Origin of the sequence: Alcaligenes sp. AB3 (assembly GCF_031844565.1) — a bacterium.
Taxonomy (GTDB): Bacteria; Pseudomonadota; Gammaproteobacteria; order Burkholderiales; family Burkholderiaceae_B; genus Alcaligenes; species Alcaligenes faecalis.
In genome coordinates this window covers 489,794-502,778 of record NZ_JAUZVM010000001.1, presented here as the reverse complement: position 1 = coordinate 502,778, position 12,985 = coordinate 489,794, and the positions used below count along the sequence as shown (strand labels likewise).

Genomic DNA, 12,985 nt, shown 5'->3' with positions numbered 1-12,985 from the left:
TAAACGCAGCAAAAGCGGGATTTTACTCGCTTCGCCCTCCCCTTGGCAAAAAGGGGCCGACCTTATCAAAGGACACAGTCTATGCATGCTGAATACAAAGTTCCTGGCGGCAAGCTGGTCGTGATCGATCTGGATGTCAAAGACCATATGATCGAACAAGCACGATTGAGCGGCGACTTTTTTCTGGAACCCCCCGAAGCACTGAGCCTGATCAACCAGGCCCTGCAGGGCCTGTCCGTCAACAGCAGTGCCGAAGAAATTGCGGCTCACGTTAGCCGCGCCCTGCCCAAAGACATTGAAATGTTCGGTCTGGACCCGCAAGCGATTGGCGTGGTCGTGCGGAGGGCCCTGGCATGATGAGCTGGAACGAGTTGCACTGGGAGCTGGTCCATATGGAGCCGCAGCCCGCTGCCCTGCATATGGCACTGGACGAAATCATTACCCAGCAAGTCAGTGAAGGCACCCGCGCCCCCACCCTGCGTATCTGGGAATGGCAAGAGGCGGCTGTAGTGATTGGACGTTTCCAGTCCCTGCGCAATGAAATTGAAGCCGAGGCCGCAACCCGTCATGGTATTCGTGTGGTGCGTCGTATCAGTGGCGGCGGCGCCATGTTCATTGAACCCGGCAATACCATTACGTATTCGCTTAGCGTGCCCAAACAGTTTGTAGCCGGCATGACGTTTCAGGAGTCCTACGAGTTTCTGGATTCCTGGGTCATTGAAGCCCTGCGCGAAATTGGTATTGATGCCTGGTATCAGCCCTTGAATGACATTACCAGCGCTGGTGGAAAAATTGGCGGTGCCGCACAAGCGCGCCGTGGCAATGCTGTTCTACACCATGTCACCATGGCCTACGACATTGATGCCGACAAGATGCTGGAAGTCCTGCGCATCGGCAAGGAAAAGCTCTCGGACAAAGGCACCACCAGCGCCAAGAAACGAGTGGACCCTATCCGCAGCCAAACCGGCATGAGCCGCGAAGCGGTTATTGAAGCCATGCTGGACGTGTTCCGCAAAAAGACGGCACTGAAACCCAGCACACTGGATACATCAACACTGGAACAGGCCGAAAAGCTGGCACGCGACCGCTTCCTGTCAAACGACTGGACACAACTGGTGCCCTGATCGCCTCCTGGAGCAGCACAAGGGCGTGGCCTTAAAACCCGCCCATGCTACCCAACCACAGCAAGCCAGGAATACTGGCACCCCACACAGCAACCAAACACACATCCATGACCTTGGCCTTGAAGGACAGCGGCTTGGAGAACGGGCTGGACGAGGCCGCGGAACGGACCGGACCACGGAAACGGGGAGTGGCTTGAGGACGGTAATGACGGCTTGGACTGGACATGGCTAACTCCGTTTACTGTTTTCTTATACAGTACTGTACTTAAAACCAGCATCCAGTGCAATCAGTACCTGCCATGATGTTGCGCCTGCCCCACTGACAAGCTGAAACCCAGTCCCGGAGCCAGTCACAGCCAATTCACTACCAGGCCGGCCCTAACCCTCCCATGCGTTTTCGGTACTGGCAAGGCACTTCCATACAGTACTTTACACAGCAGTTCTGCACAGCAACTCCTCCTGTCACACCCACAAAAAAGCCCTCATGCTATTTGCAGGAGGGCTTTCTGCCTGAGCCTGAAGGCCAAGTAGCGATTACTTGTTAGGCTGAGGCGTCACACGCAGGTAAGGACGGATCTCGGTGTAGCCTTTGGGGAATTTCTGCTTCAGAACTTCAGGATCTTTCAGGCTAGGAACAATGATCACGTCATCACCGTCTTCCCAATTCACTGGCGTGGCCACGCTGTGGCTGTCGGTCAGTTGCAGGGAATCGATCACGCGCAGGATTTCGTTGAAGTTGCGGCCCGTGCTGGCTGGGTAGGTGATGATCAGACGCACTTTCTTGGCCGGGTCGATGATGAACACCGAGCGCACAGTCACGGTGGTGCTGGCGTTGGGGTGGATCATATCGTACAGATCCGACACCTTGCGGTCCGCATCAGCCAGGATGGGGAAGTTAACGGTGGTTTTTTGAGTTTCGTTGATGTCATCAATCCACTTGCCGTGGGAATCAACATCGTCAACCGAAACGGCAATCACTTTCACGCCGCGCTTGGCGAACTCGTCCGCCAGCTTGGCGGTGTAACCCAGTTCGGTGGTGCACACAGGCGTAAAGTCGGCTGGGTGGGAGAACAAGACGCCCCAGCTATTACCCAAGAACTCGTGAAACTTGATGGTGCCAGCGGAGGATTTTTGTTCAAAATCAGGGGCCAGGTCACCCAGACGAAGTGTAGCCATTACGTTCCTCTTTTCGAAATGCAGCCGCGATCAGGTAATCACCGGCTTAAATAATCAGGACTAGTCAGATGATTTTGTCAGCATAAAGAGTGCGTTTCAAATAATTAAAAGCTATATCAATATACCGAAAAAAGGCCCGGCAGCCAAAAAAAGCTGCACGGGCCTTTATGCCTTGGGTCTGGTCGACTTACAACAGTTCGGTCGACAAGTAAGGTGTCAGCTCCACGCCGTCAGCCACAGACTGAGCCAAGGCGGTAGCCCGTGGCAGCAAGTGGCTGGCAAAGAACACGCTGGTAGACAGTTTGCGGCGCAGGAATGGATCCTGACTGCCTTCGCTCAATGCTTTTTCTGCAGCCAAAGCAGCACGAGCCATCTGCCAGCCGGTCAGCACATAGCCGGACAGCATCAGGAATGGCACGCTACCCAGGAACACGGCCGGCAGGTCTTTCTGAGCATTCATCAAGGTGAACATGGCAGCCCGTTCCACGCTCTTCACACCGGCTTCCAGACGATCGGCAATCAGGGTCAAGGCTGCTTTGTGATCACCGCCTTGAGCCGCACGTTCACGCAGCTTGGCAACGGTCGCGCCCAGCTCGGGAGCCAGGCCCTGGATCACAGCACCGGCGTCACGCAGAACCTTGCGACCGATGAAGTCGTTGGCCTGAATGGCGGTGGTCCCTTCGTAGATAGGCAAAATGCGCGAGTCGCGGTAGTGCTGGGCTGCACCGGTTTCTTCGATAAAGCCCATGCCGCCATGCACCTGCACGCCCAGGGAAGTGACTTCCAGGGACATTTCAGTGCTGAAGCCCTTGACCACAGGCACCAGAAACTCGTAAAGAGCCTGATAACGCTTGCGGGCATTTTCATCTGCACTGTGACGCGCCTTGTCGTTCACACCAGCGGCAAAGTAAGCCAGCGCACGGGAGCCTTCTGTCAGGGCACGCATTTGCACCAGCATGCGCTGCACGTCGGGGTGATGGGCAATCGACACGGCCTTGCCGCCAGTCAGAGGCGCACCCTGTACACGCTCGTTGGCGTATTCAAGAGCCTGCTGGAACGCACGTTCAGCCACGGCAATACCTTGCACACCCACTGCGTAACGGGCCGCGTTCATCATGATGAACATGTACTTCAGGCCTTCGTTTTCCTTGCCGACCAGATAACCGACAGCGCCCTCGCCCACATCACCCTTGCCAGAGCCGTACAGCAGCACAGCGGTTGGGCTGCCATGGATGCCCAGCTTGTGCTCCAGCGAAGCACACCAGACGTCGTTACGGGCGCCCAGGGAACCATCATCGTTCACCATGAACTTGGGTACGATGAACAGCGAAATCCCTTTCACACCGGCTGGCGCATCCGGCGTACGGGCCAGCACCAGATGGACGATGTTCTCGGCCATATCGTGCTCACCGTAGGTGATGAAAATCTTTTGACCGCTGATGCGGTAGCTGCCGTCATCCTGAGGAACAGCGCGGCTGGCAACCTGGGCCAGATCCGAACCGGCCTGAGGCTCGGTCAAGTTCATGGTGCCGGTCCAGCGGCCTTCCAGCAACGGAGGCAGGAAACGTTCTTTCTGCTCGTCCGAGCCGACCATGGATACGGCTTCGATCACGCCGTCCGTCAGCAAAGGACACAGGGAAAAAGCCAGGTTGGCGGCATTGATGTTTTCACAAGCCACGGCACCGATCAGCTTGGGCAGGCCCTGGCCACCCAGTTCGGCTTCGTGCTGCAAACCCTGCCAGCCGGCTTTGGCAAATTCTTCAAAGGCTTTTTTAAAGCCAGGTGTGGTGGTGACCACACCGTCATTCCACTTGGCGCCATTCTGATCACCGGCGCGGTTCAAAGGTGCTACTTCCTGCTCAACGAAACGGGCGTTCTCATCAATAATGGCATCGATCAACTCGGCCGAGAAATCCTCAAAGCCAGGCAATTCCAGCACACCAGGCAGATCAGCCAGCTCTGTAAGTGCAAAGCGGATGTCTTGGGTGGGTACACGATACGTCATGAACACTCCTACACAGAAACAAAAAGGACCGAAGCCACAACCAGGCCCCTGGGGTATACGCACTGAAAAAAAGCCTGCTGGAGAAGTATCCAGCAGGCCGATTGGCGCTTAGAGCGCTTTTTCTAACTCAGGCACAGCCTCAAACAGGTCCGCGACCAAACCGTAGTCGGCCACGCCAAAAATAGGCGCTTCGGGATCTTTATTGATGGCAACAATGACCTTGGAGTCTTTCATGCCGGCCAAATGCTGGATGGCACCGGAAATACCCACGGCCACGTACAACTGAGGAGCGACGATCTTGCCTGTCTGCCCCACTTGCCAGTCGTTCGGTGCATAGCCGGCGTCCACAGCGGCGCGCGAAGCACCCAGTGCAGCACCCAGCTTGTCAGCCAGACCGTCCAGCAATTTGAAGTTTTCGGCGCTGCCCATACCGCGGCCACCGGACACGACCACACCGGCACCCGCCAGTTCAGGACGATCGCTCTTGGCCACTTCACGACTGACGAAAGTCGAACGACCCGAATCAGCAACGGCGCTCAGCTCTTCAACTGCGGCGCTACCACCTTCAGCGGCCACCGCGTCAAACGCCGTGGTACGCACGGTGATGACTTTGACGGCATCGCTGGACTGAACGGTGGCCACAGCGTTACCGGCATAAATAGGACGGGTAAAGGTGTCTGCCGACTCGACGGACAAGATGTCCGACAATTGAGCGACATCCAGCTTGGCGGCCACGCGGGGGGCAATATTCTTGCCCGAAGCGGTGGCGGGGAACAGGATGTGGCTGTAATTGGAGGCAATGCCCAGCACTTGAGCCGCCACGTTCTCGGCCAGACCTTCAGCCAATGCAGGGCCGTCGGCCAACAGCACTTTGCTGACACCCTGGGCTTTGGCAGCCGCTTGGGCAACGCCAGCGGCCTGGTTACCAGCGACCAGAACATGCACATCACCGCCGATCTTCTGAGCGGCAGCCAGAGCGTTGAGTGTTGCAGCCTTCAGCTGCTGATTGTCGTGCTCGGCAATAACAAGGATAGCCATTTAAATCACCTTCGCTTCGTTCTTCAGTTTCTCGACCAGTGTGGCAACATCGGGCACCATGATGCCGGCAGCACGAGCTGGAGGCTCAGTCACTTTCAGAGTTTTGATACGAGGAGCCACATCAATGCCCAGCTCTTCAGGAGTCAGGGTTTCCAAAGGCTTTTTCTTGGCCTTCATGATGTTGGGCAGTGTCACGTAACGAGGCTCGTTCAAGCGCAGGTCGGTAGTGATCACAGCAGGCAGGCTCAGTTTCAGTGTTTCCAGACCGCCGTCCACTTCACGAGTGACCGATACGCTATCGCCCGAAACTTCCACTTTGCTGGCAAAGGTGGCTTGTGGCCAATCCAGCAAGGCAGCCAGCATCTGGCCGGTTTGGTTGGCGTCATCGTCGATCGCCTGTTTGCCCAGGATCACAAGCTGAGGCTGCTCTTTGTCCACCACGGCCTTGATCAGCTTGGCAACGGCCAAAGGCTGCAATTCGGCATCGGTTTGCACCAAGGTGGCACGATCGGCACCAATGGCCAAGGCCGTACGCAGGGTTTCCTGGCTTTGTGCAACACCGCAAGACAGTGCGATAACTTCTGTGGCTGCACCGCTTTCTTTGAGGCGAGTGGCCTCTTCGACAGCGATTTCGTCAAAAGGGTTCATGGACATTTTCACATTGGCAATGTCCACCCCGGTTTGGTCAGATTTCACGCGCACCTTGACGTTATAGTCAACTACGCGTTTCACGGGTACTAACACCTTCATGTAATGTTCTCCAGTGCAGTCTTAAATAAAAATTGTTCTGTTGAAATAAGGCCTTGGAAGAATTCCAAAGCCCGGAGCCAATCGCCTAAAGCCCGGCGAAGGCCTTGATGTGGGCCACCACGCTGCGTCCCAGGGACGAGGGATCGTACCCCCCTTCCAGCATACTGACCAGACGTTGTCCGGCACTGGGCGCACAGGCTTGGACCACCATGGCGGTCAATTCCGCATAATCGGCTTCAACCAGACTTAGCTGCCCCATCTCGTCTTCACGGTGGGCATCAAAACCTGCCGAGAAAAAGACCATTTCAGGGGCAAACGCCTCTATGCGGGGCAAACAAACCTGTTTGAACAGATCGATAATCTGAGCAGACTTGGTGTAGGCCTCAACCGGTATATTTACCATGTTTTGCGCCGCCGGGTCCTGAAAGGAATCAGGAAAAAACGGGGACTGAAAGAAACTGCACATCAGAACCCGCTCGTCGCCGGCAAAAATCTGCTCGGTTCCATTGCCATGGTGCACATCGAAATCCACGATCAGCACCCGCTTGAGATCATATTTTTCCAATGCATAGGCCACGGCCACGGCGATATTGTTGAAAAAACAAAACCCCATCGCCCGCGCACGCTCGGCATGATGTCCGGGAGGGCGTACTGCGCAAAATGCACCCGTCGCCCCTTCATTCATGACACCATCGACGGCATCCAGACCGGCTCCGGCGGCGGCATAGGCGGCTTCCAGGGTGTGCGGGTTCATCAGCGTATCCGGATCGATATTGAAATACCCCTGCTGCGGCAACTGCTCCTTGAGCTTTTGCACGTAAGCGGCATCGTGTACCCGCAAGATATCTTCATCCGTCGCCAGCCTGGCTTGTCGCTGGGCCAGATAAGATGCAAGACCGCTCGATAGCAGTTGATCGTTTATGGCATCCAGTCGCTGCGGACTTTCCGGATGCCACCGGCCCATCTCATGCAAATGGCACGATGGATGGATAAAATATAGTGTCTCCATGAGGATGGATTATGTTCAGACCCACTCGAATTTTGCAAGCAGTACTGATCGCGCTGAGCACTGCCGGCTGCGCAACAACCACTTCCCAGGCCCCTTCTTCGGACACCAAACCCAGCACTGGCGCGGGTTTCCAGGCTTCATCCAAAAAAACCGGAGCCATCACAATCAAGGCTTTGGCCGAACCGGCGTCCATTCAGGCCGGTGAATCCCGCTCTGGTCGGACACAATTTTTTAAATTAAACGGTGAATTAAACGATGACATTGCGAGCTACGCCCAGGAAGTGGCGACGGTGCGCAAAATCCCCCTGGATGTGGTCACCGATATTTTGCAGCAAGCTCAATATAACGAGACCGCCGCCAAGTTAATGCGCCCCACCAAAGGACGTATCAAGCGCAGCTGGGTAACGTACAAAAAGCGCAATGTAGACCCGGCGCGCATTCAAGGCGGCGTCCAGTTCTGGCAAAAACACCGTCTGGCGCTGGACCAGATATCCAAAGACTACGGCGTGCCACCCTCGATTATTGTGTCCATTCTGGGTGTGGAAACCGTGTACGGCAAAATCATGGGCGACTTCAAGGTGCTCGATGCCCTGTTCACGCTGGGCTTTGCCTATCCGGACGACAGCCGCCCCGAGCGCGGTCAGCTATTCCGCGATCAATTGGCAGACCTGATCGAGCTGCATTATCAAGGCGAGCTGGACGCACGTATTGTGCAGGGTTCGTTTGCGGGTGCCATGGGCATGTCCCAATTCATGCCGGGCAGCCTGATACGCTATGCCGTGGATGGCGATGGAGATGGTCGCATTGACCTGCGCAACAATCCCGCCGATGCCATGGCCTCGATTGCCAACTTCCTGCGCGCGCATGGCTGGGAACCCGGCTTGCCGGTTTTTGCCCCGGTCGAGCTAAGCAACGCGAATAAAGGCATGGTAGATGGCGGCATTTACCCCAAGCTGAGGTGGGCGCAATTGAACAATGCCGGTGCCACAGTGAAAGGCCAAAGCCAAAATGCAGGCCCTTGGCAGCAGGCTCAATTAGGGGTGGTGAACCTGGTGGACGAGCCACGCAATACCACCGAGTATCGCCTGGGCACGCCCAACTTCTTTGCTATCACCCATTACAACCGCAGTTATTTTTATGCCAGTTCGGTCGCCGACCTGGCGTCCGAACTGGCTAAAAAAATGGGTTACGGCAACCCTAATTAATTAAAGATGCCGGTAGACAGATAACGGTCGCCACGGTCGCACACAATAAAAACGATCGTGGCGTTTTCTACGCGCTGAGCAACGCGCATGGCAGCCACCAAGGCACCGCCAGAGGAAATACCGGCACAGATCCCTTCTTCAGCGGCCATACGCCGCGTCATTATCTCGGCCTCTTGCTGGCCAATTTCCTCGAACATATCCACTTTGGATGGATCGTAAATCTTGGGCAGATACTCTTCTGGCCATTTACGAATACCGGCAATTTGTGCCCCTGGTGCAGGCTGAGCACCCACCACCACAACGCCGCTGTTTTGGCTGCGCAAGTAATTACCCACACCCATGATGGTGCCGGTCGTCCCCATGGCGCTGACAAAGTGAGTCACCTGGCCATCGGTTTGCTGCCAGATTTCCGGGCCAGTGCTGTGCACGTGAGCCGCTGGGTTGTCCTTGTTGGCAAACTGGTCCAGCACCTTGCCCTGCCCTTCGGCCTGCATCTTCAGCGCCAGATCACGGGCGTATTCCATACCGCCTTGATCTGCAGGTGTCAGAATCAACTTCGCACCATACGCTGTCATGGACGCACGGCGTTCCAGCGACAGATTGTCGGGCATGATCAAAATCATTTTGTAGCCACGCACGGCCGCAATCATGGCCAGCGCAATACCGGTATTGCCGCTGGTGGCCTCGATCAAGGTTTCTCCCGGCTTGATATCACCGCGGCGCTCGGCCTCTTGAATCATGGAACTGGCAGCACGGTCTTTCACCGAACCGGCGGGGTTATTGCCTTCCAGCTTGGCCAACAGGACATTACCGCGCGCCTGCCCAAACTCGCCTGGAATACGCTGCAAGCGCACCAAGGGGGTTTGGCCAACGGTATCTTCAATGGTGGGATAGTTTTTCATCGATCAATCTCTTACCTTGAGCAAGAAGGCAGCCAGCTCGCACTGACTGCCCATGCAGACTAAACAAACTACTAGCTTAAAGCGAGTCTACGCCCAGAGCTACGGCTTTCTTCTTATATCCGCGTCGGCCGTGTTGGAAACCGCCTTGCCTGAGGCTTTGGCAGGCTCCACTTTCAGGCCCGACTGCTCCATCGTAATGATCTTTTTCGCGCCTATGCCTTTGACCCGGTCTGCCAAATCCTGCAAAGAGTCAAAAGGACCACCCCGCTGGCGCTCCTCCAGAATCAGCTCGGCCGTCCGGGGACCTATACCTTTGATTTGCTGCAACTGCTGGACATCAGCTGTATTCAAGTCGACCGCAGCGGCCAAGCTCCAAGGCCCCAATAGACATAGAGCAAGCAGGAAGCGCAAAACGGAAGCACGCCAGCCTTGCATCGAGTGCAGCCAGCGATGAAAAACGGGGGACAAGATCAGGGAGGTAGACATGATAAAGGCTCCTTGGAAAGAAGCCTTTATGGTGCTGCCTGGGTGAATGTAAAAGCGGTCCGGAGAGCGCGTTTAGCCATGCGTGGCAGCCCGCATGGACTTTAAGGGCCTGCTGCTTAGCGCAGAGCGCCCGACTGCAGCAGACGACGCACGTACTCGGCCACGCCGGTCTGCACATCGTGGAAAGGCTTGTCGTAACCCGCAGCACGCAGCTGAGTCAGGTCCGCCTGAGTATGGCTTTGATAACGGCCCTTCAAATCATCCGGGAAAGGAATGTATTGCAGGAACTGCTGCGTCACCAACTCTTCTAATTCCAGGGCAGGCAGGCCATCGTGCTCACGCAAGGTGTTGACGACGGTCTGGGCTACATCATTGAAGGGCTGGGCGCGGCCCGAACCGCAGTTGAACACGCCCGACTGCTTGTCCTGACCCAGGAAATGCAGATTCACCGACACGACATCATCAATAAAGACGAAGTCGCGCTGCTGGCCACCGTCCACATAGCCATCCCAGGCACCAAACAAGAGCACATGACCGTCTCGGCGGTATTGCAGCATATTGTGATAAGCCACCGAGGCCATACGCCCCTTGTGCTGTTCTTGTGGACCATAGACGTTGAAGTAACGCAGGCCCACCACTGGTGCACGCAGGCTATCCAGATGGCGGCGCAGCACCTGGTCGAACAGAAACTTGGAATAGCCGTAGACGTTCAACGGTGCTTCGTTGCTGAGATCCTCGACATACAAGGGACCCGCACCGTAAACAGCGGCGGACGACGCATACAAGAGAGGGATACGCTTGGCCTGGCAATACTCGAAAATTTCCAGCGTCACGCGGTAATTGTTATCCATCATGAACTGACCATTGCGCTCGGTGGTGTCCGAACATGCACCTTGGTGCAGCACAGCTTCAATATTGGAGAACTCATCCCGCGCCAGACGGGCACGGAAATCGTCCTTGTCCATATAGTCGGCAATTTGGCCATGCACCAGATTGACGAACTTGTCGCCATCGCTAAGGTCATCCACCACCAGAATGTCGGTCACACCCTGCTGGTTCAGGCCTTTCACCAAATTGCTGCCAATAAAGCCAGCGCCACCGGTCACTACGATCATGCCAATTCCTTTGCCGTCACAATGGACGTACCCAATTTTCCGACCACGATACCACCTGCGCGATTCGCCCAGCGCATGGCCTGCAACCAGTCCAGCCCAGCCGCCCGCATGACCGCCAACGTTGCCAATACCGTGTCCCCGGCACCCGAGACATCGAATACCTCTTGTGCCTGGGCATCCACATGCTCACGCCCCTGCTCGGTGAACAAGGTCATGCCTTGCTCGGAACGGGTAATCAGCAAGCATTCCAAATTCAGCTTGCGACGCAAATCCTGAGCGCGCCGCATCAAATCATCTTCATCTTTCCAGGCGCCTACGGCTTCCTGCATTTCCGAACGATTCGGCGTCAGGATCGTGGCACCTTGATAGCGCTCGTACGTTTTGCCTTTGGGATCGACCAGAACAGGGATGTTCCTGGATCGCGCCAAAGCGATCAAGCTTTCCACTTGCGCCAAAGCACCTTTTGCATAGTCCGACAAGACCAGCACCTGATGCTGATCCAGCAAGTCGCTCATGTTTTGCTGCAACTGGTCCAGAGCACCGCTGGCGGGGCTTTCTTCAAAATCCACACGCAGCAATTGTTGCTGGCGCCCCAGCACGCGCAGCTTTAGCGACGTAGGCATGACCGGGTCCTGAACCCAATGAGCCTGAACATGATCCGCTTCAGCCAGTGCACGCACCGTCTTGCCCGCTTCGTCCTGCCCGATTACGCCCAACAGGCTGGCCTGAGCACCCAAGGCGGCAATATTGCGCGCCACGTTGGCGGCACCACCCAGACGATCTTCCACGCGCCCCATCTTCACCACGGGAACCGGCGCCTCAGGGGAGATACGATCCACATCGCCAAACCAGTAACGGTCCAGCATGACGTCGCCAACTACCAGCACACGGCTGGCCGCGACGGCTTCACCAGGAAAAGTCATCATTTCAGCTCCTCCAGACGGCGAGGGGCATAGGTTTCCCAGGAGTTGCAACCGGGACATTGCCAATAGAAATGGCGAGCCTCAAAGCCGCAAGAACTGCAGGAATAACGATCCAGACGCTGTGTGTGACGATGAATCAAGGAGCGCAGCAGGCTTAAATCCGCACCGGCAATAATTTGATCAACACCGACGGCCGCTGCACCTTCAGCGCCTTCCTTGTTCTGCCCTTGATCCTGAAGTTCGACTTCCAGCATCTTGTCCAGCCCCAATAAAGAGGGATGGGCACGCAAGGCATCACGCGCAAAGGCCCAGGCTTGCAAATGGCCCTGCTGTTCGCGCAATACACGGAACAGCACATTGAAAATATCCAGGCTGGGGTGCTTCTGATAATGGCTGCGCAACATGGCAACACCTTCGTCACCACGGCCCAGCTTGCGGTAACTGTCCAGCAGCTCGGTCGCGTACAGGCCCACATATTCAGGGGCACTGCTCAGAATGGACACCAGGTAAGCACGCTCCTGCTCACTCTGCCCTTGCATGCGGGCCACGCGGGCACGCAAGCCGGCAACCCGGGCCTGGGAGGCATACATGCCCTGGCCTGTACCCAGTTTGCGAATGGCATTATCAGCCTCGTCCAAGGCTTTGGCGGCACGTTCGAAATCGGGCTGCTTGCCTTGCAAGGCCCCTTCGGCCTGCTCACACTGGTAATGCACCAATTGCGGCACAGGCTCATCGACCAGGGCACGCAGACGGCGCACCGCTTCAATGGCGCGCGGCCAATCGTGCTCGGACTCATAAATACGGATCAAGGCACGCATGGCCGGAATGGCAAAGCGCGTTTCACGCACTGCTTCAAAAGCAGCTTCAGCCCGATCCAGCATGCCGGCTTTCAAGAAATCCTGGGCAATCTGAAACTGGGCATTCTCACGATCGGCAACCGGCAGATCGGCGCGCGACAGCAGACTTTGATGCACACGGATGGCGCGCTCCATTTCACCACGGCGGCGAAACAGACTGCCCAGTGCAAAGTGCAGCTCGGTGGTTTCGGGGTCCAGCTTGGCCACTTCCACAAAAGCGTCAATGGCACGATCCGGCTCTTCATTGAGCAGGAAGTTCAAACCCTTGAAGTAGGAGTCCGGCAAAGTGCGAGTTTCGGACATCATCTGCCGAAAATCCACCCGTGCCGCAACCCAACCCAAGGCAAAAAGAATTGGTACAAAAACCAACCACCAGGTTTCAAAATCCACTGTTT

At 56.3% G+C, this 12,985-nt stretch carries 14 protein-coding genes; 3 read left to right on the top strand and 11 right to left on the bottom strand.

Annotated features, from left to right (window positions below):
- The first annotated feature begins 81 nt into the window (after nucleotides 1–81).
- Nucleotides 82–357, top strand: a complete 276-nt coding sequence (locus Q9R35_RS02365) for a lipoate protein ligase C-terminal domain-containing protein (protein ID WP_035272700.1) — start codon at nucleotides 82–84, stop codon at nucleotides 355–357.
- Complete coding sequence (locus tag Q9R35_RS02360) at nucleotides 354–1,124, top strand: biotin/lipoate A/B protein ligase family protein (RefSeq protein ID WP_404977934.1); 771 nt, start codon at nucleotides 354–356, stop codon at nucleotides 1,122–1,124. Before Q9R35_RS02365 ends, Q9R35_RS02360 begins: the two co-directional genes overlap by 4 nt.
- Nucleotides 1,125–1,155: 31 nt before the next feature.
- Here Q9R35_RS02360 and Q9R35_RS02355 read toward each other — a convergent pair whose 3' ends face one another.
- The 6 genes from Q9R35_RS02355 to Q9R35_RS02330 form a co-directional block, all read right to left on the bottom strand.
- Entirely contained in the window at nucleotides 1,156–1,350 is a 195-nt protein-coding gene (locus tag Q9R35_RS02355; RefSeq protein ID WP_042481688.1) for a hypothetical protein, read from the bottom strand.
- A gap of 308 nt (nucleotides 1,351–1,658) precedes the next feature.
- Nucleotides 1,659–2,300 carry a peroxiredoxin gene (locus tag Q9R35_RS02350; RefSeq protein ID WP_009455994.1) on the bottom strand — a complete coding sequence of 214 codons (642 nt, stop codon included), beginning with the start codon at nucleotides 2,298–2,300 and terminating at the stop codon, nucleotides 1,659–1,661.
- A gap of 187 nt (nucleotides 2,301–2,487) precedes the next feature.
- Entirely contained in the window at nucleotides 2,488–4,305 is a 1,818-nt protein-coding gene (locus tag Q9R35_RS02345; RefSeq protein WP_042481691.1) for an acyl-CoA dehydrogenase, read from the bottom strand.
- A 108-nt stretch (nucleotides 4,306–4,413) separates the two neighbouring features.
- Nucleotides 4,414–5,343, bottom strand: coding sequence for an electron transfer flavoprotein subunit alpha/FixB family protein (locus Q9R35_RS02340; RefSeq protein ID WP_045930125.1), 930 nt, complete (start codon nucleotides 5,341–5,343; stop codon nucleotides 4,414–4,416).
- Complete coding sequence (locus tag Q9R35_RS02335; RefSeq protein WP_009456000.1) at nucleotides 5,344–6,093, bottom strand: electron transfer flavoprotein subunit beta/FixA family protein; 750 nt, start codon at nucleotides 6,091–6,093, stop codon at nucleotides 5,344–5,346.
- An 85-nt stretch (nucleotides 6,094–6,178) separates the two neighbouring features.
- Entirely contained in the window at nucleotides 6,179–7,102 is a 924-nt protein-coding gene (locus Q9R35_RS02330; protein WP_063690697.1) for a histone deacetylase family protein, read from the bottom strand.
- Nucleotides 7,103–7,113: 11 nt separating this feature from the next.
- Here Q9R35_RS02330 and mltB point away from each other — a divergent pair, with 11 nt between their 5' ends.
- The gene (gene mltB / locus Q9R35_RS02325; RefSeq protein ID WP_311219294.1) at nucleotides 7,114–8,307 is read left to right on the top strand and encodes a lytic murein transglycosylase B; all 1,194 of its coding nucleotides are present in this window, start codon (nucleotides 7,114–7,116) and stop codon (nucleotides 8,305–8,307) included.
- Here the strand turns inward: mltB and cysM are convergent.
- The 5 genes from cysM to lapB form a co-directional block, all read right to left on the bottom strand.
- The gene (gene cysM, locus Q9R35_RS02320) at nucleotides 8,304–9,209 is read right to left on the bottom strand and encodes a cysteine synthase CysM (protein ID WP_311219293.1); all 906 of its coding nucleotides are present in this window, start codon (nucleotides 9,207–9,209) and stop codon (nucleotides 8,304–8,306) included. The genes mltB and cysM overlap by 4 nt on opposite strands.
- A gap of 99 nt (nucleotides 9,210–9,308) precedes the next feature.
- Nucleotides 9,309–9,695, bottom strand: a complete 387-nt coding sequence (locus Q9R35_RS02315) for a helix-hairpin-helix domain-containing protein (RefSeq protein WP_063690703.1) — start codon at nucleotides 9,693–9,695, stop codon at nucleotides 9,309–9,311.
- 116 nt (nucleotides 9,696–9,811) lie between these two features.
- Nucleotides 9,812–10,810, bottom strand: coding sequence for an ADP-glyceromanno-heptose 6-epimerase (rfaD, locus tag Q9R35_RS02310; protein WP_125303170.1), 999 nt, complete (start codon nucleotides 10,808–10,810; stop codon nucleotides 9,812–9,814).
- The gene (gene rfaE1 / locus Q9R35_RS02305; protein WP_063690706.1) at nucleotides 10,807–11,736 is read right to left on the bottom strand and encodes a D-glycero-beta-D-manno-heptose-7-phosphate kinase; all 930 of its coding nucleotides are present in this window, start codon (nucleotides 11,734–11,736) and stop codon (nucleotides 10,807–10,809) included. The genes rfaD and rfaE1 overlap by 4 nt, the downstream gene beginning before the upstream one ends.
- Nucleotides 11,733–12,980 carry a lipopolysaccharide assembly protein LapB gene (lapB, locus tag Q9R35_RS02300; protein ID WP_042481710.1) on the bottom strand — a complete coding sequence of 416 codons (1,248 nt, stop codon included), beginning with the start codon at nucleotides 12,978–12,980 and terminating at the stop codon, nucleotides 11,733–11,735. Before lapB ends, rfaE1 begins: the two co-directional genes overlap by 4 nt.
- Nucleotides 12,981–12,985 lie beyond the last annotated feature (5 nt).